At 47.2% G+C, this 24,066-nt stretch carries 27 protein-coding genes; 5 read left to right on the top strand and 22 right to left on the bottom strand.

Going from position 1 to position 24,066, the window contains the following annotated elements:
* Nucleotides 1-16: 16 nt before the first annotated feature.
* The 6 genes from rsmH to KNO75_RS02005 form a co-directional block, all read right to left on the bottom strand.
* Nucleotides 17-949, bottom strand: a complete 933-nt coding sequence (rsmH, locus tag KNO75_RS02030; RefSeq protein WP_214745610.1) for a 16S rRNA (cytosine(1402)-N(4))-methyltransferase RsmH — start codon at nt 947-949, stop codon at nt 17-19.
* A gap of 159 nt (nt 950-1,108) precedes the next feature.
* On the bottom strand, nt 1,109-2,665 hold the full coding sequence (gene bshC, locus KNO75_RS02025; RefSeq protein ID WP_353047545.1) for a bacillithiol biosynthesis cysteine-adding enzyme BshC: 1,557 nt from the start codon (nt 2,663-2,665) through the stop codon (nt 1,109-1,111).
* Between the two features lie 24 nt (nt 2,666-2,689).
* A complete protein-coding gene (locus KNO75_RS02020) occupies nt 2,690-3,049 on the bottom strand; it encodes a DUF3397 domain-containing protein (RefSeq protein ID WP_214691755.1) in 360 nt (119 codons plus the stop codon).
* Nucleotides 3,043-3,882 carry a 2-dehydropantoate 2-reductase gene (locus tag KNO75_RS02015; RefSeq protein ID WP_214819589.1) on the bottom strand — a complete coding sequence of 280 codons (840 nt, stop codon included), beginning with the start codon at nt 3,880-3,882 and terminating at the stop codon, nt 3,043-3,045. Before KNO75_RS02015 ends, KNO75_RS02020 begins: the two co-directional genes overlap by 7 nt.
* Nucleotides 3,883-4,003: 121 nt before the next feature.
* Entirely contained in the window at nt 4,004-4,177 is a 174-nt protein-coding gene (gene rpmF, locus KNO75_RS02010; protein ID WP_015881300.1) for a 50S ribosomal protein L32, read from the bottom strand.
* A gap of 22 nt (nt 4,178-4,199) precedes the next feature.
* Nucleotides 4,200-4,727 carry a YceD family protein gene (locus tag KNO75_RS02005; RefSeq protein WP_074034907.1) on the bottom strand — a complete coding sequence of 176 codons (528 nt, stop codon included), beginning with the start codon at nt 4,725-4,727 and terminating at the stop codon, nt 4,200-4,202.
* A gap of 156 nt (nt 4,728-4,883) precedes the next feature.
* On the opposite strand from KNO75_RS02005, the gene KNO75_RS02000 reads away from it, so the two are divergent.
* Complete coding sequence (locus tag KNO75_RS02000; protein WP_214819587.1) at nt 4,884-6,014, top strand: tRNA(Met) cytidine acetate ligase; 1,131 nt, start codon at nt 4,884-4,886, stop codon at nt 6,012-6,014.
* Here the strand turns inward: KNO75_RS02000 and KNO75_RS01995 are convergent.
* From KNO75_RS01995 to KNO75_RS01975, 5 genes are read right to left on the bottom strand one after another with little or no spacing between them, the layout of a single operon-like run.
* Entirely contained in the window at nt 5,993-6,985 is a 993-nt protein-coding gene (locus KNO75_RS01995; RefSeq protein ID WP_214819584.1) for a SepM family pheromone-processing serine protease, read from the bottom strand. The genes KNO75_RS02000 and KNO75_RS01995 overlap by 22 nt on opposite strands.
* Entirely contained in the window at nt 6,982-7,476 is a 495-nt protein-coding gene (gene coaD / locus KNO75_RS01990) for a pantetheine-phosphate adenylyltransferase (RefSeq protein ID WP_214745622.1), read from the bottom strand. Before coaD ends, KNO75_RS01995 begins: the two co-directional genes overlap by 4 nt.
* Complete coding sequence (gene rsmD, locus KNO75_RS01985; protein WP_214819582.1) at nt 7,473-8,048, bottom strand: 16S rRNA (guanine(966)-N(2))-methyltransferase RsmD; 576 nt, start codon at nt 8,046-8,048, stop codon at nt 7,473-7,475. Before rsmD ends, coaD begins: the two co-directional genes overlap by 4 nt.
* Nucleotides 8,049-8,100: 52 nt before the next feature.
* Nucleotides 8,101-8,385 carry a YlbG family protein gene (locus KNO75_RS01980; protein WP_243834772.1) on the bottom strand — a complete coding sequence of 95 codons (285 nt, stop codon included), beginning with the start codon at nt 8,383-8,385 and terminating at the stop codon, nt 8,101-8,103.
* The gene (locus KNO75_RS01975; RefSeq protein WP_015881293.1) at nt 8,339-8,788 is read right to left on the bottom strand and encodes a YlbF/YmcA family competence regulator; all 450 of its coding nucleotides are present in this window, start codon (nt 8,786-8,788) and stop codon (nt 8,339-8,341) included. The genes KNO75_RS01980 and KNO75_RS01975 overlap by 47 nt, the downstream gene beginning before the upstream one ends.
* A 153-nt stretch (nt 8,789-8,941) precedes the next feature.
* Between KNO75_RS01975 and KNO75_RS01970 the strand changes: the two genes are divergently transcribed.
* The 3 genes from KNO75_RS01970 to KNO75_RS01960 all read left to right on the top strand — a co-directional run bounded on the left by KNO75_RS01970 (nt 8,942) and on the right by KNO75_RS01960 (nt 10,539).
* Nucleotides 8,942-9,676: an ATP-grasp domain-containing protein gene (locus KNO75_RS01970; protein ID WP_251126016.1), complete on the top strand. Its 735-nt coding sequence runs from the start codon at nt 8,942-8,944 to the stop codon at nt 9,674-9,676.
* Between the two features lie 104 nt (nt 9,677-9,780).
* Nucleotides 9,781-10,143: a YugN family protein gene (locus tag KNO75_RS01965; RefSeq protein ID WP_015881291.1), complete on the top strand. Its 363-nt coding sequence runs from the start codon at nt 9,781-9,783 to the stop codon at nt 10,141-10,143.
* A gap of 42 nt (nt 10,144-10,185) precedes the next feature.
* Nucleotides 10,186-10,539: a hypothetical protein gene (locus KNO75_RS01960; RefSeq protein WP_214819577.1), complete on the top strand. Its 354-nt coding sequence runs from the start codon at nt 10,186-10,188 to the stop codon at nt 10,537-10,539.
* A gap of 56 nt (nt 10,540-10,595) precedes the next feature.
* Here the strand turns inward: KNO75_RS01960 and KNO75_RS01955 are convergent, their stop codons facing one another.
* From KNO75_RS01955 to cyoE, 9 genes are all read right to left on the bottom strand, one after another.
* Complete coding sequence (locus KNO75_RS01955) at nt 10,596-10,871, bottom strand: hypothetical protein (RefSeq protein ID WP_074034927.1); 276 nt, start codon at nt 10,869-10,871, stop codon at nt 10,596-10,598.
* A 5-nt stretch (nt 10,872-10,876) separates the two neighbouring features.
* Complete coding sequence (locus KNO75_RS01950; protein ID WP_214819576.1) at nt 10,877-11,491, bottom strand: SCO family protein; 615 nt, start codon at nt 11,489-11,491, stop codon at nt 10,877-10,879.
* A gap of 21 nt (nt 11,492-11,512) precedes the next feature.
* Nucleotides 11,513-11,974, bottom strand: coding sequence for a DUF420 domain-containing protein (locus KNO75_RS01945; RefSeq protein WP_214819573.1), 462 nt, complete (start codon nt 11,972-11,974; stop codon nt 11,513-11,515).
* Between the two features lie 23 nt (nt 11,975-11,997).
* Nucleotides 11,998-12,921, bottom strand: a complete 924-nt coding sequence (locus tag KNO75_RS01940) for a cytochrome c oxidase assembly protein (RefSeq protein WP_214691744.1) — start codon at nt 12,919-12,921, stop codon at nt 11,998-12,000.
* Between the two features lie 134 nt (nt 12,922-13,055).
* Complete coding sequence (locus KNO75_RS01935; protein WP_214691743.1) at nt 13,056-13,385, bottom strand: cytochrome C oxidase subunit IV family protein; 330 nt, start codon at nt 13,383-13,385, stop codon at nt 13,056-13,058.
* A gap of 1 nt (nt 13,386) precedes the next feature.
* Nucleotides 13,387-14,013: a cytochrome (ubi)quinol oxidase subunit III gene (locus KNO75_RS01930; protein ID WP_015881284.1), complete on the bottom strand. Its 627-nt coding sequence runs from the start codon at nt 14,011-14,013 to the stop codon at nt 13,387-13,389.
* Nucleotides 14,014-15,882, bottom strand: a complete 1,869-nt coding sequence (gene ctaD, locus KNO75_RS01925) for a cytochrome c oxidase subunit I (protein ID WP_214821659.1) — start codon at nt 15,880-15,882, stop codon at nt 14,014-14,016.
* A 38-nt stretch (nt 15,883-15,920) separates the two neighbouring features.
* Entirely contained in the window at nt 15,921-16,898 is a 978-nt protein-coding gene (gene coxB / locus KNO75_RS01920; RefSeq protein WP_074035327.1) for a cytochrome c oxidase subunit II, read from the bottom strand.
* A 100-nt stretch (nt 16,899-16,998) separates the two neighbouring features.
* Nucleotides 16,999-17,919, bottom strand: a complete 921-nt coding sequence (cyoE, locus tag KNO75_RS01915) for a heme o synthase (protein WP_214691742.1) — start codon at nt 17,917-17,919, stop codon at nt 16,999-17,001.
* Between the two features lie 333 nt (nt 17,920-18,252).
* On the opposite strand from cyoE, the gene KNO75_RS01910 reads away from it, so the two are divergent.
* Nucleotides 18,253-19,158 carry a COX15/CtaA family protein gene (locus KNO75_RS01910; protein WP_214819572.1) on the top strand — a complete coding sequence of 302 codons (906 nt, stop codon included), beginning with the start codon at nt 18,253-18,255 and terminating at the stop codon, nt 19,156-19,158.
* Between the two features lie 32 nt (nt 19,159-19,190).
* Here the strand turns inward: KNO75_RS01910 and KNO75_RS01905 are convergent, their stop codons facing one another.
* Together KNO75_RS01905 and KNO75_RS01900 are read right to left on the bottom strand one after the other, a co-directional pair.
* Nucleotides 19,191-20,543 (bottom strand): cryptochrome/photolyase family protein, encoded by a 1,353-nt coding sequence (locus KNO75_RS01905; RefSeq protein WP_214819570.1) that lies wholly within the window; start codon nt 20,541-20,543, stop codon nt 19,191-19,193.
* A 54-nt stretch (nt 20,544-20,597) separates the two neighbouring features.
* On the bottom strand, nt 20,598-24,032 hold the full coding sequence (locus KNO75_RS01900; RefSeq protein ID WP_214783958.1) for a pyruvate carboxylase: 3,435 nt from the start codon (nt 24,030-24,032) through the stop codon (nt 20,598-20,600).
* Nucleotides 24,033-24,066 lie beyond the last annotated feature (34 nt).

Here is a 24,066-nt window from a genome sequence, read left to right as displayed (position 1 = left end):
CCCTCCTACAAAGTGATTATTTTTGTTTTTCGGCCACTCTCAGTTTTGCCGAGCGTGAACGACGGTTATCTTCGAGTTCTCCTTCACTCGCCACGATTGGTTTGCGTGTGATCAACTTGAGTTCTGGTTCGAACTCTTTCGGGATGACCGGCAATCCTGGTGGTAACGGCGGGTGTTGGCTCCGTTCTTTAAACACTTGTTTACAAATTCGGTCTTCTAACGAATGGAATGTAATGACACAGATGCGTCCGTTCACTGCGAGTAAATCAATCGCATCTTGTACGGCACGGTCAAATACGTTCAACTCGTCATTGACGGCGATTCGAATCGCTTGGAACGTTCGTTTCGCTGGATGACCGCCTTTACGTCTTGCTGGTGCAGGAATCGCTTCTTTAATCAAGTCGACAAGCTCAAACGTCGTCTCAATCGGTTTATCGGCACGGGCTTGCTCAATCTTTCGTGCGATTTGTTTTGAAAACTTTTCCTCCCCGTATGTAAAGAAAATACGAGCAAGTTCTCCAAACGACCATTCATTCACAACATGATAAGCTGAAAACTCTCGCGAGCGATCCATTCTCATATCGAGCGGCGCGTCGTAATTGTAACTGAATCCACGTTCTGCCTCATCAAGCTGTGGCGAAGAAACGCCTAGGTCGAATAGTACGCCGTCCACTTTTGTCACGCCATGTTGGGCGAGTTCTTCTTTCAAGTGAACGAAGTTGCTCTTTATAAACGTCACACGGCCTTCATAAGGAGCCAATCGCTCTTTCGCATGCGCGAGCGCGACGTCATCTTGGTCGAACGCATATAGTTGTCCCGTCGTTAGACGCTTGGCGATTTCTTCACTATGACCCGCTCCACCTAACGTACAGTCCACATATATACCATCTGGTTTGATGTTCAATCCTTCAATGGACTCCATTTTTAAAACCGTTTCATGCTCAAACATTCAAAAAACCCTCTCAACCTACATATTTCAACTGTTTTATTACACTTACTTTATCATAAAAATGTCAAGGTCCGTACAGGTTTTTAGCGAAAAGAGGAAACAAAAAGGTAACAACAAAAAAAAGCTCCTGACAAATGTCAAGAGCTGTTCAAAAAAAGGTTATACCTTGAACAAACATCGCTCCGCTTCCGATTGCTCATAAGCGTGCTTCATCCGCTCAAAAATATCCAAACCATGTCGATTCAACATCGGGACCATCGATAAAATACGCTCCTGAGGCGCATTCATTGGGAAAAGTCGAGTCGAAAGATGAATGCGGCGTGCGTTCAATCGATATTGATCACGTTTTGCCTCGGCACGCATCTCATCTGCCAACCGTTCAAGAACGTGTCTCGACTTCGACTCAAATCGTCTGCCGTGACTGCGGGCTTCCTGGCTGACCGCCTCCGTGAGTGTCCGATACGCATATAACTTCGCTTCGAACGCCTCATCATCAAACGGATGATCAGGTAGTGGTTGCTTCATATATTCCTCAAGTGTGACGCCTTCTTGTCGTAATTTCTTTTCATCGTTACTCGAGACGATTAACCCACCGAGGCGAGGTAATAGGAGCGGCATTTTCCATCCAAGCTCGTGGAATAACGGACGGAGTTGTAGCCAGTAGGCGATTTCTCCTGGACCGGCGACATAGCCGAGCGTCGGAAATAAATAGTCTTGCATGAGCGGTCGAGAGACGACGTTGTTTGAAAAGCGTTCCGGGTGTGCCTCGATTTCATCGAGCAATTCGATCTCCGTGAATCGATGTCCACGTTTTGTCGTGTACACCGAGTCGGTTTTTGTGAGCAACTCACGCGTCCCGTCATGGTAAAAAAGATGCGCCGCCTCTTTATTTAACTCGACGGCTGGCATTCCGTCTTCGAAGGCATGTACAAGCGCTTGTTGCAATGCGTCATGTTGCTCAATCAGTCGACGGAACATTGGACGTTCAAGTTCGCGTACGTCTCTCGCGTGCGGGTCAAACAACAAAAAGTCGTTCCCTACGAAACGGCGCATCATTCCTCCAAAGAACTGCGCGAACGAATGACTTCCTTGAATGAGTTCAATCAACTCCTGATACAGACGTAATGTATGAGGTGTCTCCGTCTCGTTCAACAACATCCGTTGCGCCATTTGTACCAGTTCAAGTTTCACTCGGTCGAACTCAAGTTCCCCTACAGATGCTTTCCCTGCTAGCGGAAGCGTGGATAGTGCATCTTTTTTTAACGTTCTCGAAAACGTCTGGGTCGTGAAGACATGATTGATTTCCGCGAAGTCATGATCTTCCGTCGCCATCCAGAAAATCGGAAGGACCGGTTTGCCGAGCTTCGCTTCCGCCTCTTTCGCTCGTTTGATGACCGCTAGCAATTTATATACAGCGAACAGAGGGCCTCCGTACACGCCGACTTGTTGACCGGTCACCATAACATATGCTTCACGCTGTTCGAGCAAATCAAGATTCGCTGATAGACGTTCCGATAGGTCCCCGAACTGCCGTTGCTGCTGTTTTAAAATGTGGACGAGTTCATGGAGATGGTCGTATGAGCGTCCTGCAATCTCCGTTGCGCGCTTCTCGACTTCATCCATGCCTCGATAATCGAGCCAGCGCCCGTATCCTTCTTCAATTTGTATCATCGGGGATGTGGGTGCATATAGGGCACCAAATGCTTCTACCTTCACGTATAACAACTTCCTTTCAATCAATCAACGAATCATTTCTTGGGCCACGCCGATCGCAAACAAAATCGCATGCGTCGGGACTAGGAGTAAAAAGAGCAAGCGCCAGCCGTGGACGAACATCTTCGTGAATAACACTTCCTCATAACGAATCCGCTGCCAGATCGCATTGATCGGAAAGATGGCGCAACATGCCGCAAGCAATAGAAGAAACACTTCCGTCCCGAAGATGGCCTCAAGTAAAACGCCGCATGCATAGAACCAGAGTACGACCCCGGCATCGCAGGCGAGTTTGAATGAGTTGATTGATTTCGGCATAATTTTTCTAAGTATCATATACACCATAAACCATAAGATGAGTGGAAATGAAACGATATACACTAGCACGATGCGCTCGCTCCTATAATCAGTTTATGTAGCAATGGGATGACTGTAAGTGAAATCTTCATTTGTTCGGCTTTCTCAATCACTGGTTTTAGAATCGCATCCACTTCTGTCGGTCGACCTTCTTCAAGATCACGTAACATGGAAGAACGATTCTCGGCAGTGCGTTCGATGATCGACTCGATATAAGTATACGAGACACGCTTTGAAAATAGCGGCGTTAGTTCTTCGTAGATGGAATGCGCAATCTCACGATATGGAGCGTTTACGAGCGACCCATTCGGAACACGGCATAATGCTGTGATGGGATTGATGATCGCATTCGCAAATAGCTTTTCGACCACGACTTGTTCGATGTCTTCTTCCCAGATGACCTGAAGGGGACTATCTTGAAGTGTGATTGGAAGGAGACCTGTCATGCTCCCGATTCGAATACGCCCGAGTCCACGATGCTCGATGGTGTTTCCTTGTTTCGTCACCCCGTGTTCGACGACACCTATATGAAAACCATGTTGTTTCGCATAATCTAGATGGGAAATCCCGTTCGAGCAAATGAAGACAGGAACCGCTCCAGAGAGTCGTGCCGTAGCCTGTTCGACTTGATGGGCTTTCGTCGTGACAAAAAAGAGATCTTGGTCAGTTTCTTCTAATGTGGCACTAGATTGTAGCGATACATATGCTGACCCATTCGTCATACCCGTTCGTGTGATTAAAATCTTTTCAGGTGATCCACTTCGTCCATATACCGTCACCTCATAATCATCAGCGAGCAAGGATGCCATCAATAGTCCGACCGCCCCGTTCCCGATGATGCCAATCCGTTTAATGGAGTTCATACATGCTTTCCTCCTGAATAGAACTATTTTCGCACAAAAAGTTTACCACATCTTCTCGCCATGACCCAAAAATGACAAACAAAAAAAGAAGTGACCTGATATCAGATCACTTCTTCTCGCATTATTTGCTTGTTACTTCTTTACCGTTGTAATGTCCGCAAGATTTGCAAACACGGTGTGAAAGTTTCATTTCGCCACAGTTCGGGCACTCGTTCATACCAGGTACGTTGAGTTTGAAGTGAGTACGACGAAGACGTTTGCGAGTTTTCGACGTTCTACGGAATGGTACTGCCATCGTTGTCCACCTCCTTGAAAAGTTAACCTTCCTCGTTCTCTTTTTTCGAGAACAGGTCGGCCAGTCCCGCGAATCGCGGGTCAATTTTTGGTTGGGCATCCGGCTGTTCGTCAGTGAGCGTCCAGCCTTCCCCTTCAACCTGAGTTTTGTCTGTTTCGTTCCCATAAACTTGCATCGGGACGTCTAACATGATGAGCTCTTTTACAATCGGTACAAGACTGATTGTATTTCCTTCTGGCAAATTCACGTCATCGAATTGCTCCGTATAACGCCCATTCTCCAAAAAGAAAGGCTCGAGCGATTCAATATCAAATTCATAAGTGACGTCTTCTAACGTTCGCGCATCTGGCAACGTCAGATCACCTTGAATCTTCAGATTGAATGTAACTTGATTAGATGTGAACGATGCATCCCCGTGCACATGCACCGGGCGAATCGAACGGATATCCGGATGGAGCTGAGTTAGCTCTGGTAGTTCTACCATCTCATCGATCGTAAAACCGTCACCCTGGTTTCGGAGCTTAAGTAGCTGTGCAATAGACCATTTCATCCGAATCACCTCAATTGCAACAATATGAATTATAGATAGGCCAACTTGTTTTGTCAATGTTTTTTCTTTACACTAAAATCAGTTGACGACGGCGCTTTGCCAAAGCGTACTTACTCATCTTACACCAATCCAAACGACAATGCAAAGGAGTAAATCATGCAAAAGACGGCCATTATCGCAGAGTACAATCCGTTTCACAACGGACACTATTATCAAGCGCAAACCGCACGTCAAGAAACCGGGGCTGATGCCATGATTGCCATCATGAGTGCCCAGTTCACTCAACGAGGAGAACCAGCCTCATTCGATAAGTGGAAACGGGCAAGAGCGGCCGTCGAGAGCGGGGCAATCGACCTCGTCGTCGAACTACCGACCAAGTATGGGGTACAACGGGCGGATCGCTTCGCCATGTCTGCCGTCTCAATCGCCGAACAACTCCGATGCCAAACGCTATCGTTCGGAAGCGAAAGCGGAGATGTCGACGCCATCCTTCATGCAGCGCAGTCAAATGTCGAAGAGACACCTCTATATAAAGAGGCACTCCACCAAGCACTACAAGAAGGTCATTCGTCGGCGCAAGCTTCGAGTCGGGCTTTCCGTACCGTCTATCCGTCGTTTGATTTGACACGCCCTAACAATATTTTGGCGTATCATTACGCCAAAGCAGCAAAGACGATTCAGTTACATACGGTGAAGCGTCTCGGGGCAGAGTATCACGACACCTCACTCACGGACGTCATGTCGGCCACCGGCATCCGGGCCCATTACCTAGAAACGGGTGAAGTTCGTGCCGTCCCGGCATCGACAGAAGCGATGTTCCAGTCGCAATCGATGACGCATTGGGAAGTGTATTGGCCCGTCTTACAATACAAACTTAGGACGCTACCGCTTCACACATTGACTGAGCTCGTCGGCATTGACACTTCCCTCGCACCTCGCCTTAAACGAGCCGGATTCGAAACGTCGTTTGAACAAGCCCTCACATCCGTTTCGACACGTCGCTATACACGCACATCAATTCAACGGGCGTTCGTGTCCGTTCTTCTGCACTGGTTAAAAGAAGAAGCACCGACACGTTTTGACGATGTCCCTTATGTGAGACCGCTCGCGTTTAACGACATCGGTCGCTTGGCGTTACGTGATGTGAAACAAGAGTTGCCGCTCATCGGTAAATACGATGAACGGCTCGATTTTGAAGCGCGTGTCACCGAGGCGTATCGACTGCCGCTTCATAACGACACATTGATTGAATACCGCCAGCGACCTCAGTTCATCTCTTCTAAATAACGGATTGCATCTTCGACCGTCTTGACAGGGACGACTTCTATGTCACTGTCGAGACGGTCGCGCGATTCAAGCGCTTCCTCATAATTGGAACCGGCCGGGACGAAAAAGACTTCGGCCCCTTCCTCGTCCGCTGCGACAATCTTTTGCCACGCGCCTCCGATTGGTCCGACATTTCCTTCCTCATCGACGGTTCCCGTGCCAGCGATTCGCTTTCCGTTCGCCAAATCGCCCGGCGTCAGCTGATCATAAATTTCTAACGTGAACATCAATCCTGCGGACGGTCCCCCGACATTCGTCAAAGCGACATCGACTTTAGGGTCTGCTGTGATCTCTTGGACAGGTAGTGGCTCATAAATACCAATCCCGACGCGGTCACCACTTTGGTCAATCGGTTGAATAAGCGTCTGCACGACACGCTCCTCCCCGTCTCGCTCGATTGTCAGCTCGACTTCATCACCGGCATCCGATTCCATCACCCGATTTAAAAAGTCCATACGTGTCGCAAATGACATGCCGTTGATTGCCGTAATGACATCGCCCGGCTTTAAGACGTTGGCTGCGAGAGAGCCCGGAATCGGCGCAGAGACGTAAATTCCTTCAAAATCGACCGTCACTTCTTCGTCAGCGAGCTCATAAGCATATTGGATTGCCGCTTGTTGAGAGGAGTCCATCAAAAGTTGTTGACGTCTGTCGTAGTCCGCCTCGCTTTCTCCATCGTATAAATAACGACTAGATAAATTGGCTTCTGTGAACGGTGTGACCCAACTCTCCACTAACCAAAACGGTGTCGCTCTCCGTTGCGAGATGGTCACCATCATCAATTCCCCTTCATCCTTTTCGCCACCTTCGACGGTCAGGAACTCTTCGATCGAGGTAGCCGCACCAGGTGAAGAGATGTAATAAGGGAGCGGAACGAAGAGAAATAGAAGAACAGTGACAAGCAGACCAAGCCCGATTTTTAGTGATTTCATTGTCCCGAACTCACTTGATACTTTTTACGTAACGCGACTTCGACTTGCTCTGGGACGAGTTCATTAACTGATGCGCCATATTTCGCTACTTCTTTCACGATGGACGAACTGAGGAATGAGTATTGACTGTTCGTCATCATGAATAATGTTTCTACGTTCTCATTCAATTTCTTGTTGATTGATGCGATTTGAAGTTCATATTCAAAATCAGATACGGCTCGTAATCCACGCACAATTGTTGCCGCTTCTCGCTCCGCAGCGTACTCGACGAGAAGTCCACCGAACGCGTCAGCCGACACGTTCGGAAGATGTGTCGTCACCTCTCGGATGAGTGCTAATCGTTCTTCCACATCAAATAGTGGGGCCTTGCTGGAATTTTCAAGGACGGCGACAATGACTTCGTCAAAGATGGCCGCCGCTCGTTCGATAATGTCTAAATGTCCATTAGTGATCGGGTCAAAGCTCCCTGGGCAAATCGCAATCCGCTTCATTTGTTTCGCTCCTCAATCGATGCATACTCATAAAAGCTGATGGTGATCACCTCTGAGTATCGCTGTTCTTTAATTCGTTCAAGTCGTCCGATACGTTCCGGTAATGTCACGTCGCTCCCGTGTTCACAGACGATGACGCCAACATCGATCAACATGTCAGCTTCATCAATCAGTCGTAAGAAAGCCTCGTGCTCTTCCGCATGATACGGGGGATCCATAAAGATCAGCTTAAACTGTTCCTTCTGTGCGCGAAGCTGTTCGAGCACCGACTTGGCGTCTTGACGATACACGTTCGCCTTCTTTTCGTAGTGGGTCGCCCGCAAGTTTTCTTGAATCGTTTGCACGGCTTTCGGTTGACGGTCGACAAACACCGCTTCGTCACACCCTCTCGACAACGCCTCGATGCCAAGTCCACCACTGCCCGCATAGAGGTCTAACGCTTTCCCACCAGAAAAATAGGGTCCAATGATGTTGAATAACGATTCCTTTACTTTATCTGTTGTCGGCCGCGTAGCCGTTCCTGGGACCGCCTTTAAACGGGTCCCTTTTCGTTCTCCAGATATGACACGCATGTCTTTCCCTCCAGCAGAAAAGATGAAGGTGATGCCACCTTCATCTTTTTGTTTATTTCGATTTTGTCTCGTACGTTTCGGAAATGAATGGACGCTCGCTCCGAACGACCGCTTCCACGAACGGCAATGCCTTTACTTGTTCGAGTACAGCTTCATGACCTTCGAGGTCTGTATAAAGAAACGCATACTTCTCTCGTTTTGAGACAAAGTACAGATTCGCATAACGTCTTAACGCTTTCACTTGTTTCAAGGAATTCACGTATACGACGAAACCGATCCGTTCATTCAACTTAGACGGCGCATCCACAACTTCCGCCTCCTCCGCAACTGCCACCACCGGAACATCCACCTTCGTCAAAGAATGGATTACCAGTCGGGACCTTGATTTTAGGAGAGACTGAATGAGCTAATAGTTCACTCACTTCCCCTAACAACTTATCCAAGCTTCGTTCTGCTTTTTTGAACGCAGCGATTTCCGGCTGAACGTCAAGACGACGTTTGATGAGATGCATCTCTTTTTTGATACGGTCGTGGTCCGGATGGTGCTTCCCAAACCGCTGGACGTACTCATAGTCCTCTTTCATCTTTAGGAACTCGCGCTCGATTTCCTTCGCTTCTTGTGATGCGAGACGTGCCGCTTTCGTTTGAATATATGTTTGAAACGATTCGCTTGCTTCAATCAAATCGGTCAATTCTTCAGTTTGATCGAGCAGGGCAATCGTCTGTTCAGTGATTATCATACCCCTCACCCTTTCTGCCATGATTTTACCACAATTGTTTCCCTATGTAAGCAATCCACACTATAATTGAAGTTGACCGCAAGGCGTTCAATGTAGAAAGGAAGTGAATAGACGTACCCAGTGCGTCTGTATATGAAAAAAGTTTCTTTTAATATGATTCGATCAGCCGGAATCAAGACGGATTATGCGAAGCCTGAATATTATTATGATCAACTCGATAAAGTACGCGAAGCTGACCTCGTTTTGTTCCCCGAGTACTGGATGGTCAACTCCATCATTTACGGAATGAACAAAGCCATTTTCCCATCTCCGGCGACATATCATCTCGGGCACGACAAAATCGAGATGACACGTGCCTTTAAAGCGACGTATCCTCACCGTATTCCGAAGACGCTCATTTACGGAAAAAATCCATACACGATTGAACGCGTGTTGGAAGAGTTCCACTATCCGTTCGTTGCCAAAAAAGCCAAATCCTCGATGGGACAAGGGGTATGGTTGATTAAGAACGACCAAGACTGGTTAGAGTATGTCGAGAACCATGATACGTTCTATGTCCAAGAGTTCATCCCAAATGATCGTGATTTACGAGTCATCATTATTGGTGAAGAAGTCGTCGGTGCGTATTGGCGCGTCAGTGAGGCGTTTTTGAATAACGTCGCCCAAGGAGCTAACTTCTCGTACGAAGACATTCCTGAAGACGTCGTCAAAGAAGTTCAATCGATTGCGAATACGTTGCACATCAACCACGCAGCGTTTGACGTTATCGTGACGGAAGAAGGATTCTATATTTTGGAATTCAACGTCTTTTTCGGTTCGGAAGGACTGCTCCCACTCGGGGTAAAACTCCCTCAAAAAATCGAAGAATATCTAACTACACTAAGCTAATCAATCGTTCATCTTTTTTTCACAATTTGAACACACGTTATTCCAAGAACGTTTTTGAATATGGTATGATGACATATGAGGTTTATTCGAAAAGGGGGATTATGATGAAATTTGAGCAGTTCCACATCGAAGGAAAAGAAATCCGTTTTGGTTTGCTCGAGACGATCATGGATCATCATCATTTCATCCGTGAAGGTGCTTGGGATTATGAGCGTGCCACGTATGATATGAAATATGAGAAACAATCGACTGGCGAAACATTCTATCTTCGCTTACCTGTATACGCCATTGAAGGTCAAATCGAAGATCGTCACGCTGTTGTTAAAATGCTTACACCGATTTTAGGGAAGCATTATTATCCACACGGTGTTGAATACGATGAAGTCTTCCCAGAAGAAATCGTCCGCGACTGCGAACGTCGCCTAAAAGCACTCGCAGAAACACTAGAAGTCAAACCCCTTGCATAAGCAAAGGGGTTTCTTTTTGGGCTATATCGGAGGTTCACAGCCTTGAAGAATTCAATCTATCTTGAAAAAGAGAGTAACCTCTTATGCGCCGAAGCATCACGCATCCAGTTAAAAATGATTCATCTTCCTGATTCAATTCGTGAATTGGAACGAATGATTTTTTCTGATCAAATACAGACTCTTTATATCTCAACTTATCAAATGAAAGATAGAGATCTATTAGAGCCTCAAGCAATCAGCAATATCCGATCCCAATGGAACGAGTCATTCAGGACACACATCGTACTTTCCGATGAAGCAGATTTAGATGACTTTGAAAATGGATATTGCTTATTCGCAGAACTTTTTCATGACCCACAAAAAAATATGATATTAATCCTTTATCAAGCTCACTAATAAATACGATGATAAAACAAAGCCCACAGAAGCAAATTCGCTTCTGTGGGCTTATATTAATTGGTCGCAATGATGGTCAACGTCACATCGACCTGACCGAGCAATAAATCAAATTGGTCTCGAACGTAGCGATACAATCGCTCCGCCTCGACGAGTGGTAAAGATGCAATGATTCGATAATCATAATGGTCTTTCGATTGAGATACGACTTTCACTTCTTTTAAGCCGAACTCAATGGCGCTACATGCGATTAAATCTTCAATCGCCCGTTCTGCAATCGTCACGTCTCCGTATGAATAGTCATTCCCAATCACAGCCATCGTATCGTTCATGGTGATCACTCCTTTTCATTCGCGAGTACTTTAACGTCCTCCATGATAGATTCGATATCAACGGGTTCATCCCCTGCTGTCGCCATCTGAGCGACGGCACGAACATCATGATGACGGTCGATGACGTACATCGTCGTCGCATGCGTCACAAGCCCGCTGTTTGCCTTTGAATAATAAAATTGCAGCTGTCGTGTGATTCGGTCAATGTCGACCTGGTCACCCGTCAACATCTTCCATCCGTTTGGCTCCACCTGGAATGCCTCCCCGTAGTTTTTGAGTACGGGGACCGTGTCCACTTTCGGGTCGACCGTGATGGCGACGAGCTCTACGTCTGAACCGTATAGATTCTCTGCCTTCAACTCTTTCTCAAGCTTCATAAAATCACGTAGCGTGAGCGGACAAATATCAGGGCAGTTCGTATAAAAGAATGTGACAATTTTTACTTTTCCATTATCGGAATTGTATGTTTCTTCATTCAATGCGTTCGTCAATGTGAACGGGGTTGGCTCTTGGATGACCGGCAAGTCGTCTTGGTTGAAGAATACAAAATACACGGCTACTCCGATGACAACGAGCGTCAGGACGGTCAAACCGACCGTCATATAGCTATTCCGTTTCATACAACTCTCCCTCTCTATGGATCATCCTCCAATTATCGCGCGGAATACGTTCGTCGTTTCACCCGGGTCATATGCCACATAGAGAAGAATATAAACCGTCACACCTGTGATCGCTGTGAAGAACCAAATCACTGATGCTTTCGGTCCGATTTTACGGTGTTTCTCAATCTTGTTTTTATAACCGAGATACAAGGTGATCAAACCGAGGACACCACCTGTAGTCGCGAGTAGGATATGGAAGATCATAAAGCCGAGATAGAACGGTTTGACAGAATCCGGTCCCCCGAATGCCGTGTTCCCGACAAAGATGGTACGTGAGACGTAAAGGATGAAGAAAGTCGTCGCTGCAACCGCGGCCGCCGTCATCACTTTCTTATGTTTTTCGATGTTGCTACGGTCTTTTGCGATGATCACCCATCCGATGGCGACAAGAATCGCACTGATGACGATGAATGACACACTAATTAAGGCAAGATAGTTCATCAATGTTTCCCCTTTTGTTCTGTTTAATTTTTCTCGTTTGTTTCTTGCGGAGTGAATGACATGCCTTCATCCAGCGCAAGAGATTTTGTACGGCGGACCCAACCGAAGAACGTCCAGCCGAAGAAGAAGCCGTAGACGATTTCTTGACCGAGTTTCATCAAGACGCCACCGAATCGTTGATCTTCGAGCGCACTGTTCGTCGCTCCCATGAGCGCCTCTAAGTTAATCCCCGACACGTCACCATTCGGTAGACAGTATCCAAGTACCCTAGCGAACGTCTCCGGGTCCGTATACGCATTATATAGCGTCGTTTGACTGAAGATGATGAGCGCACAGGCTGGTGTTAACAACACTCCGTTGGCGATGATATACACCATACGTTTTAAGTCGGACATGCCTTCCTCTTCGTCCGTCACGAGCGGAACGATGACCGGGTACCACATCGTCAAACTAAAGACGACTAATGCACCGTGGAAGATGCGGTGTACGCCATAGTTCGTCAAGACATAGTCAAATACGACCGGCATGTGATAAATCGAGAACAATGCGTTGAATAAAATGAGCGCGATGAGTGGCTTTGTTAAAAACTTAAACGTTGGCCCAATGAATTTGAAGCTAAGTACTTTTTCAAACACCCAGTACGGTAGACCATAAACGACGAGTGCCGGTGCCAAAATATAGACGAGCACCATTTGGAACATATGCACCGATAAAATGATATGTGCCAACACATCGATTGGACTTCCGAAACCGATATAATACAAGACAATCGCAAACAACATACTAAACTTTTGTAATAACGTGGTCGAGGCATATCCTCGCTTCGCCATTCTCTCTGTCACGACGGCGTATAACACATAAATCCCGACCATGAGCAATCCGAACAGCGGACTCCATAACGTGAGCCAATCAAATTGATTGAGCAGCTCCGACGTATTCCAGAGCATCCGTTCACCCCTTTTCTTTCTCTCCCTAACCTTTGAAACCGTTCACTTCAAGATTACTATTCATTCATTTTTGAAGTAAAGGAAAAAGGACCGAATCATCCGTGTTTCCACAGATGTTCAATCCTTTGTCACAATTACCAAATGAGTAAGCGTAGTGCCGCGACCGTGATGATGGCGACGAAGATGCCTAACCACATCATGCCGACAATCCATGTGTTCCCACGGTTATTCATATGCATGAAAATATACAACTGTAGGAAAACTTGGATGACTGCCAAGATGATTAAGAAACCACCTGCTGCCCAGACTGGCATCAGTTCCGCATAAACGGCACCGAATGCCACGAACGTGAGTAAAATCATCATGGCGAAGCTGATCAACTGAAGTTGATACTCGCGCTTCGATTCTGCTTTTACTTCAAGCTCTAATTGTTTGTGCGATTCGTTCATTGCTCGTTTTTCCATATTAGTTCACCATCCCTAAGAGGTAGACGATTGAGAAGATGAAGACCCAAACAACATCGATGAAGTGCCAGTAAAGACTTGATACATAAAACTTCGGTGCGTTGTACACATCGATTGGACGGTTCCAGTTGCGAATCAAAAGTGTCGTGATCCAAAGGAGACCGAACGTAACGTGCGCGCCGTGGAAGCCGACCAACGTGTAGAAGGCTGAACCGAATGCGCTCGACGTGAACGTGTGACCGATGTGGTAGTAGTGAATGAACTCGTAAATCTCAGCACCGAGGAATCCTGCACCAAGAAGGAGCGTCACAATCAACCAAAGCTTCATACGCCCTGGATTGTTTGCTTTCATGTTCATCATCGCAAGGACACTTGTCAGTGAACTTGTGAGGAGGAGCATCGTCATAATGAAGACGAGCTCCATTTCAAAAATGTTATACGAGCGTAACTCCTCTGGCGCACCAGAGTTCAAGAGACCAACGTACGTTCCAAAGAGCGAGGCGAAGAGGACTGTCTCTCCACCAAGGAAGAACCAGAAGGCCACATATTTATTTTTCCCTTCCAGCGTTGCTTTCTCTGGATTGGCCGGGATACCGGTCACTGGGTGTTTTTCTACTGCATGTGCCATTTATTGTTCTCCTTTCTCACGAATCGCTTTCAAGTCTGCTTCGACTTGTGACTTCGGAATGTAGTAGCCGTGATCGTCAATCCAAGAACGTAGGAACATCGAGACGAACGTCATCGCTAATCCAAATCCGATCAATGACCAACCGACGACTGCGTTATCCAAGTGGAAGATTGCTCCAAGTCCTGCGATAAAGAGGCCGAGTGACATGAAGAACGGAATGAGCGAGTTGTTCGGCATGTGGATGTCCGAAACTTCTTCAGCGACTGACACGCGTTTGTTTCCTGCCATTTTCTCGAGCCAGAACGTATCAAGTCCTTTAACGAGTGGCGTTTGTGCAAAGTTGTACTCTGGAGTCGGAACAGGAAGTGTCCACTCAAGCGTACGTCCGTCTCCCCAGTAGTCTGGTTTGACGCGTTCTTTTGACAAGAAAGCTTTCACAACAGCGATGAGCAAGATAATCGTTGATACACCCATGAAGAATGCTCCGGCTGTCGAAAGCATGTTAAGTGTGTCCCAACCTTGACCACCAAGGTACGTGAAGACTCGACGTGGCATACCGAACAATCCGAGGAAGTGTTGCGGGAAGAACGTCAAGTGGAACCCGATAAAGAACAACCAGAACTGCCAGTATCCAAGCTTTTCAGAAAGGGCTTTTCCGAACATGAGTGGGAACCAGTAGTAAAGACCTGCGAAGAGACCGTATACAACCCCACCTACGATAACGTAGTGGAAGTGAGCGACAACGAAATAGCTGTCGTGGTACTGATAGTCGGCCGGTGCGACTGAAAGCATAACCCCTGTCATCCCACCAACGAGGAATGAAGGAATGAACGCGACTGAGTAAAGCATCGCCACGTTGAATTTAATTTGACCGCCCCACAGTGTGAAGAGCCAGTTAAAGATTTTAACACCGGTCGGTACGGCGATCGCCATCGTCGCAACAGCGAAGATCGAGTTCGCAACTGGACCAAGACCGACTGTGAACATATGGTGAACCCAAACCATGAATCCAAGGAAACCGATGAGCATTGTCGCGAAGACCATCGTCGTGTAACCGAAGAGGCGTTTACGCGCAAATGTTGGAATGATTTCCGAGAAAATACCGAATGCCGGTAAGATCAAAATGTATACTTCCGGGTGACCGAAGATCCAGAAAAGGTGTTCCCAGATGACAACGTTCCCACCAAGTGCTGGGTCGAAGTATGCGGCTCCAAAGAGTCGCTCGAACATCAACATGAACAATCCGACCGTAAGTGGCGGGAATGCGAAGACGATCAATGCCGATGCAACGAAAGTCGTCCATGTGAAGAGCGGCATGCGCATGAGCTTCATACCTGGCGCACGCATGTTCAAGATGGTGACGAGGAAGTTAATCCCGGCCATCAATGAACCGAAACCTGAAATCTGAAGACCGAGGGCGTAGAAGTCTACCCCTGTTGCTTCCGGTTGTGTCGAAAGTGGAGCGTAAGCTGTCCACCCTGCGTTCGGTGCTGCTCCGAAGAACCAGCTCAAGTTAAGCATGACTCCACCGAAGAAGAACAACCAAAAACCTAATGAGTTAATGAATGGGAACGCAACGTCGCGTGCCCCGATTTGAAGTGGTACGACGGCGTTCATGAAACCGAATAGCATCGGCATCGCCGCTAGGAAGATCATTGTCGTCCCGTGCATCGTAATTAATTGGTTAAACGTTTCACCGCTGACGAAATCGTTCATTGGTTTAACAAGTTGCCAACGAATCAGTAATGCTTCAATTCCACCGAGAAGGAGGAAGAAGATTCCTGAGAACAAATACAAAATACCGATTTTTTTGTGGTCAACCGTCGTAATCCAATCCATGATGCCATTGTATTTACGCGATTGCTGCATTGCAGTGGTCTGTGCCACGTGAAATCCCCCTTTTCCCGTTAGTCAATCTTCTGCTCATACAAGAAGTCAACGAGTGCGTCTAATTCTTCGTTGCTGATTTGACCTTCATTGAAACCTGGCATGAGAGCCCCTTGTTTCTTATCTTGCGGGTTACGAATCCACTCTTTCAAGTTGTCCTCGTTGTTTTCGAGGTAACCTGCGAGCCATTCGCGATCGCCGAAGTTCGTTAAACTTGGTGCAACTTTACCGCCGCCGTGACAGCTCAAGCAGCTTTGAACATACACTTCTTCACCTGTCGTCAAGTTCGTGTTGTCTGCGACGAGTTTCTCACCGTTCTCGTCTTGCTTGGCTTTCATGTCAGCGAGCCATTGATCGTATTCTTCTTGCTCGAGCGCGATGACTTTAAAGTCCATAAGGGCATGTGACGGACCGCAAAGCTCTGCACATTTCCCGTAGTAAGTACCTGGTTCATTTGCATGTAACCACATTTCGTTATCAAGTCCTGGGTTCGTATCTGTTTTACCAGATAAAGCTGGTACCCAGAATGAGTGAATGACATCTTTTGATGTCAAGTTGATGCCGACTCGTTTTCCAACTGGGATGACGAGTTCTTGACCTGTCACAACACCTGCTTCTGGATATTCAAATTCCCACCAGTACAAGTTTGCTGTAACGTTGATTTCTTCTTCTTTTTTTGCTTCTTTCGCTTTCGCGAGTTCGACAGTCGTTGTGATTGTCGGAACAGCGAGAATGATGAGAAGGATAATCGGAACGACTGTCCAAATCATCTCAAGTGTACTGCTACCTTCAACTTGCTTCGGAATCGATTCATCTTTCCGACGGAACTTCATGAGCACGTACACGTAAATGACCGATACGATGATGAGTACGAAGAGCATGATTGCCAAACTGATGAGAATGATGCGGAGCTGAAGCTCAGCGCCTTCTCCCATCGGCTTCAATGCAGACAATCCCTCTTGACCGCAACCTGACAACAGGACTGCGAACATCATCATCGGGACGATGCCAAACAGAAGCTTCTTAAATGATTTCACAACAATCCCCACTTTCTCCCAAAATGATGTGTAATGGTTTTCTATATAGTGAGTGCAATCATCAGAGTGCTGTCAAAATCAGCGCGATAATCCACACGACTAAATAAATTAATGAATAGAAGAACATTTTGTTTGCCCACTTAATTTCATCCTCGGCATTGAATCCTTTCAATCCGAGATACAACCAGTAGCCCCCTAAACCGGCTGCGACTGTCAAGTAAACAAGACCATAGTGCATAAATAAGAGCGATGCCGGAATCAGCGTCGCAATCCACCAGATGATTTGCCGTTTTGTGATGGCAAATCCGTTCACGACCGGAAGCATCGGAATGCCTGCCGCTCGATACTCTTCTGTGCGTCGCATAGCGAGCGCTAGGAAGTGAGGTGGTTGCCATAAGAACATGACAAGAAACATGAGCCACGCATCGATATGAAGTGCCGGGTCGAGCGCTGCCCAACCGATGAGCGGTGGAACGGCTCCTGAAATACTACCGACGACCGTATTGAGCGTACTCGTACGCTTCAGCCACATCGTATAAATCACGACATAAAAAAATGCCCCGATTAAACCGAATACAGCGGCGACGTACGATACAAGGAGCAATAACAGAGTTCCTAACGCAAGTTGTGTCAATCCGAGGAGTAAAATCTTCTCCCCTGAAATCTTGCCGTTTACACTCGGTCGATTGTCCGTACGATCCATTAAGTAATCGATATCTCGGTCCACAAAGTTGTTTAGGTAACAACTCCCCGAAATCACGAGTGCGCTTCCTAACATCGTTAATAAGAGCTGTGGCCAAACTTCAAACAAATAAAGGACTGGCGTATCGCTCTGATACGTCGCTGCCACGAAGAAACCTGCAAACACCAACATCAAGTTGGCACGAACGATTCCCATTTTCGCTAAGGCGACGTAATCTCGGAATGACGTTGACTCTGTATATTCTACATCTACAGTCATTCCTGGGTTGACTTTTGTCATACTGACCCCCCCACATAATCACGAAATCCTCGCATTCTCTTCACAGAAAAAACACAATATGAACAAAATACACTTAACTCTCTACAAAGATACCATATTTTTTTATAAAATACGCCCTTTATGCTTGTAAAATAGCGAGTTTTTTGTGTCAATAGTGTGATATTTGTCACACCTTATGTGCCTTACTAATATTAGAATAACGTTTTTGATAACGATTGCAAGCTTTTCCATTTCGTTTTTTGAACGGAAAGCCGTATAATAAGTATGGCGAAAAAAATATAAATAAACAAGGTACATTTTTAACGGATTTTGATTAGAAGCAGGTGGTATTGCATGCATAAAAAACTCGCGTTTTTCTCAGGGTTTGTCACCCTCGGAATGATGCTTGTCCTCATCATGGGTGGAACCGTGACGAAGACAGACTCAGGGGATGGTTGTGGAACAGACTGGCCACTCTGTCACGGTAAGTTGATTCCGACCAATCCAAGTGTTGAGACGATGATCGAGTACAGTCACCGCGTCGTCTCGGGAATCGAAGGTCTCTTGATCATCGCACTCGCCATTTGGACGTTCATCGCGGTCAAACATCGTGTCGATGTAAAAATCTTTGCGTTTCTTGCATTTATCTTTATGCTCATCCAATCAATCATTGGAGCAGGGGCGGTTATTTGGCAACAATCAGATGCCATCTTGGCCCTTCACTTCGGGATTTCTCTCGTCTCGTTTGCATCGCTACTCATTTTGACGATTCTATTATTCGAAGGTGACCGAGAGCATAAAGTCGTATCGAGACGGTTGAGATCTCATCTTTACGGTCTTTCGATTTACACGATGATCGTCGTGTACACAGGAGCCTATGTCCGTCACCTCGGTGCTACATACGCTTGTGTCGGTTGGCCGATTTGTGAACAAGAAGTGTGGACGTTTGAGTCTTATGTTCAAATGGGTCACCGTGTGATGGCTGGACTACTTGTCTTGTACACGTTGTATGTCCTCTACCTTACTCGAAAAGAGACGAATCGATTAATCGAACGCGGCATGATGGCGTCCCTTTTCTTCATTCTTCTTCAAGTCGGGACTGGCGCATGGATCGTACTCGGCGGGCATGCCACATATGTGCCGCTCCTCCATGCCTTCTTGATCACTTGTTACTTCGGCATCCTGTCCTATCTCGCTTACCACGCGTACCGTTCGACGGACCGACAAAGTGATTCACAATTGAAAGACATGAACGGATAAGTAAGTAAAAAAGCGCCGCGGCGCTTTTTTACTTACAATTCTTTAAATCGTTCGAGGGCACGCTCTCTCGCTTCTTTATGGTCGACGAGCGGCATCGCATAATTGTCTCGCTCTGACGGGTCCGGAAAATGAATCGATTTGTCTGTCACATGTTTCAGCTCCGGCACATACTTCCGGATGAACGTCCCATCTGGGTCGAACCGTTCAGATTGCGTCGTCGGATTAAAAATACGGAAATACGGAACAGCGTCCGTCCCGACCGAGGCGGCCCATTGCCAACCCCCGATATTCGAAGAGGCCTCGTAATCAATCAACTTCCTCTCGAAATACCGTTCCCCTTTCCGCCAATCGAGAAGAAGGTGTTTCGTCAAGAAAGATGCGACAATCATGCGTAGACGGTTGTGCATCCATCCGGTCTCATTCAATTGACGCATCGCTGCATCGACAATCGGATAACCCGTCTCCCCGTTACACCACTTTTCGAACTGCTCCTCATTGTCTTCCCATTCGAGCGATTTGTATTTGTCATTGAACGGTTGATCTTTCAATCCTTTGAACTTCGCCATCACCATATAATAAAATTCGCGCCACAACAGTTCGTCGTAATACGTGTCGCGTCCTTTAGATTTTCTGGCGGCCAGCACCTGCTCGGTAATCGTACGAATCGATAATACACCGGTCCGTAAGTATGGGGATAACCGGCTCGTCCCGGCAATACTCGGGATGTCACGTTTTTCTTCATAATCGACCATCCGATCATTGACGAAGCGCGTCAACCGCTTCTTCGCCTCGGTCTCCCCTAGCCCTTTCCACTCTCGCTCACAGCGTTTGAACAAGTCTTTCAGTTCACTCGGCTGCTCGTTTTTCGAGCTGATGAAATCCGTTAAACGATCGATATCGACATCGTACGGTTTCGGCGGTTGCTCGGCATAAGCCGCTTTTTTGAACGGGGTGAACACTTTATACGGGTCTCCACTCTTCGTACTGAACGCATCGGGATGAAACAGATGCCGATCAAGGAGTCGGACGACTTTGACTTCTTCACCAAGTGCCTCGATGACACTGTCGTCTCGCTGTTTAAACGGTTCTACATACTCCGCATTGAAGTATAGCGCATCTATCTCCCCGAGCTGTTCCACGAAATCCTTCTCCGTTTCCGCAACGAGCACTCGAAGCCCCAAACCTTTTGTCTCCAAGTCATCCATAAACGTTCGCATCGTCGAGAAGAAATAATCGTGACGGACTTCAAACGGATCACAGTATTTCGGGTTTAGCCAAAAGACGAAAGCGAGGTCATCCCCCTCTTCCATATCGTTCAGCGCACGGTGAAGCATATGATTATCGGTCAATCTAAAATCAGATCTAAACCAACATACTCGTTTCATCATTTCCACTCCCATCTACAAAAAAAGAAGCATAGCGAACTATGCTTCTTTTGATTATACAAATTCAATCAACAAGTCGTCACTTTGTATTGTGTCGCCTTCTTTAATATGGATGGCTTTGATCTCGCCATCTTGTGCTGCCTGAATCGTCGTTTCCATCTTCATCGCTTCCGTGACGAGCAGTTGCTCTCCACGATGAACACGGCTTCCTGGCTCGACTAACACTTTCAAAACAGAGCCCGGCATTGAGGCACCGACTTGTTTCGGGTTCGAACGATCCACTTTCGGACGACTCGTTGTCGCTGATTTGACGTTCACGTCTTTAATCTCGATCTCACGTGGTACGCCGTTCATCTCATAAGAGACGAGACGAATGCCATCTTCGTTTGCCGCACTCACTTGTACGAGCTTGATGATCAACGTCTTCCCTGTCTCGATCTCAACTTGAATCGTCTCACCAACGTTTAATCCGTAGAAGAATGTCAACGTGTCGAGGACGGATACGTCACCGTACGTCGTCGTATGTTTGACATAGTCTTCGTATACTTTCGGATAGAGCGCGTGGGCAAGAAGCTCAAAGTCTGTGACCGGTCGCTCAAACTTCTCGAACAACTCTTGGCGTGCTGATTCAAAGTCATATGGCTTGATCAGTTTACCTGGACGAACGTTCAGTGGCTCCTCCCCTTTTAAGATGACTTGTTGGACATCTTTCGGGAAACCGCCAGGAGGTGTACCTAACTCGCCGCGCATCATCTCGACGACCGAGTCCGGGAAGTCGAGTTGATGGCCACGCGTCATCACATCCTCTTCTGTCAAGTTGTGCTGCACCATGAAGAGCGCCATGTCACCGACGACTTTTGAAGAAGGGGTAACCTTGACGATATCTCCGAACAACATGTTGACACGGGCATACATCGCTTTCACTTCTCCCCAACGGTCTCCAAGCCCGACTGCTTTCGCTTGTTGCTGAAGGTTCGAATATTGACCACCTGGCATCTCGTGTTCGTATACAGACGGATGCGGTGCGCGCATATCACTTTCGAACGGTTCGTAGTTGTGGCGCACGTCTTGCCAGTAATCACTGATCACTTCATATTGTTTCGGATCAATCTTCGGCTGACGTTCGTGGTGGTTGAGCGCGTAGACTAAACTTCCACCTGAAGGTTGCGATGTCATCCCTGACATCGAGCTTGCGGCAACGTCGACGATGTCGACACCAGCATCCGTCGCACGTGCGTAAGTGAAGATCCCGTTCCCTGAAGCATCGTGTGTATGCAAGTGAATCGGCAAATCGACCGCATCTTTCAATGCTGACACGAGCGCATAGGCTGATTCCGGCTTCAATAAGCCGGCCATATCTTTAATGGCTAGAATATGCGCACCACTCGCCTCAAGTTTCTTCGCAAGGTCAATGTAGTACGGAAGATGATATTTCGGACGGTTTCCGTCATACAAGTCACCTGTATAACAAATCGCCGCCTCCGCTACTTTTCCTGTCGGTAACGTCGCATCAATTGCTAATTGAATCGACTCTAGGTTGTTAAGACTGTCGAAGATTCGGAATACGTCGACTCCTGCATACGCCGCTTCATGCACGAACTTCTCAATGACGTTGTCCGCATAGTTTTTATACCCGACCGCGTTCGCGCCGCGAAGCAACATTTGAATCAAGACGTTCGGCATCTTCTCACGAAGCTTCATGAGACGTACCCATGGGTCTTCTGACAAGAAGCGGTATGCGACATCGAACGTCGCTCCACCCCATGCTTCGACTGAGAACAATTCTGGCATCAGTTTGCTTGTCGGCTCTGCGATATTGAGAATGTCTTGCGTCCGCATGCGCGTCGCAAGCAATGACTGGTGCGCGTCACGCATCGTCGTATCCGTCAATAACAGTTCCGGTTGACGTTTGATCCAGTCAGCCAGGCCGTCTGGACCGAGTTCCGTCAAGATTTGTTTCGTTCCCGGTTTTGCTTCTGTCGGTAGGTCTTGCGGGATACGTACCGAGCGGCTGATCGGTTTGTCTTTCAGACCGACTCCTGGGAATCCGTTCACTGTCACATCGCCGATATAGTTCAACAACTTCGTACCACGGTCTTTTCGTTTCGGGAAGACGAAAAGTTCTGGCGTCTCATCGATGAATGACGTGTTGTAGTCCCCATTGATGAAGTTCGGATGCTTCATGACGTTAATCAAGAATGGGATGTTCGTCTTGATTCCACGAATTCGGAACTCGTTCAAGTTTCGCACCATTTTCGAAGCGGCTTGTTCGAATGTCATACCATGCGTCGACAGTTTCACGAGAAGTGAATCGTAGTACGGTGAAATTTCTGCACCGACGTACGCGTTTCCGCCGTCAAGACGGACACCAAAACCACCTGGAGAACGGTATGCCATGATTTTCCCAGTATCCGGCATGAAGTTGTTCCCTGGGTCTTCTGACGTAACACGTGATTGAATCGCATAACCGAGAAGTTTAATGTCCTCTTGCTTCGGCATTTGAATCATATCACCGTGAAGCGATTCTCCTTGTGCAATCATCAATTGCGTTTGAACGATGTCAAACCCTGTGACCATCTCTGTGATTGTATGCTCAACTTGGACGCGTGGGTTTACTTCGATGAAGTAGAATGATTCGTCTTCCGTCACTAAAAATTCAACCGTACCGGCGTTGACGTATCCGACGTGACGCATAAGTTGAACCGCCGCATCACAAATCGCTTGACGTGATTCTTCGGATAATGTCACACACGGTGCCACTTCGACGACCTTTTGATGTCGGCGCTGCACTGAACAGTCACGCTCGAACAAGTGAACGATGTGACCGTGCTCATCTCCGAGAATTTGAACCTCGATGTGCTTTGGACGTTCGACTAATTTCTCTATGTACACTTCATCAGAACCAAACGCTTGTTTCGCTTCCGATTTCGCGCGCTCGATGAGATCTTTCATTTCCGCTTCTGTACGGATGACACGCATCCCGCGTCCTCCGCCACCCATTGATGCTTTGACCATGAGTGGGAAGCCGTGTTCGTTCGCAAACGCTTCTGCATCTTCATACGATGTGAGCGGACCGTTCGAGCCTGGGATGACAGGAAGACCTGCAGCAATCGCACTCTGACGTGCCCGCACTTTGTCCCCGAACGCATGCAAGTGCGACTCGTGTGGACCCACAAAGATGATGCCCTCTTCACGGCAACGTCGTGCGAGGTCAATGTTTTCTGAAAGGAAACCATATCCCGGGTGAATCGCGTCACTACCTGATTCCTTGGCGATACGAATGACACCTTCGATATCGAGGTACGCATCAATCGGCTTCTTATCGAGTCCTACCAAGTAGGCTTCATCGGCTTTAAAGCGATGTAATGAACCGCTATCTTCTTGCGAATAGACGGCTACAGTCCGAATGCCTAACTCAGTTGCCGCTCGAAATACGCGAATGGCAATCTCCCCACGGTTTGCAACAAGTAACTTTTTAATTGGTTTCAAATGAAATCCCCCCGTTAAATTAATTTAAATGTTT

The organism is Exiguobacterium sp. s35, from assembly GCF_018617535.1.
Taxonomy (GTDB): Bacteria; Bacillota; Bacilli; order Exiguobacteriales; family Exiguobacteriaceae; genus Exiguobacterium; species Exiguobacterium aestuarii.
Note: the sequence above shows the minus strand (reverse complement) of the source record. Positions and strands in the feature narration are given on the sequence as shown.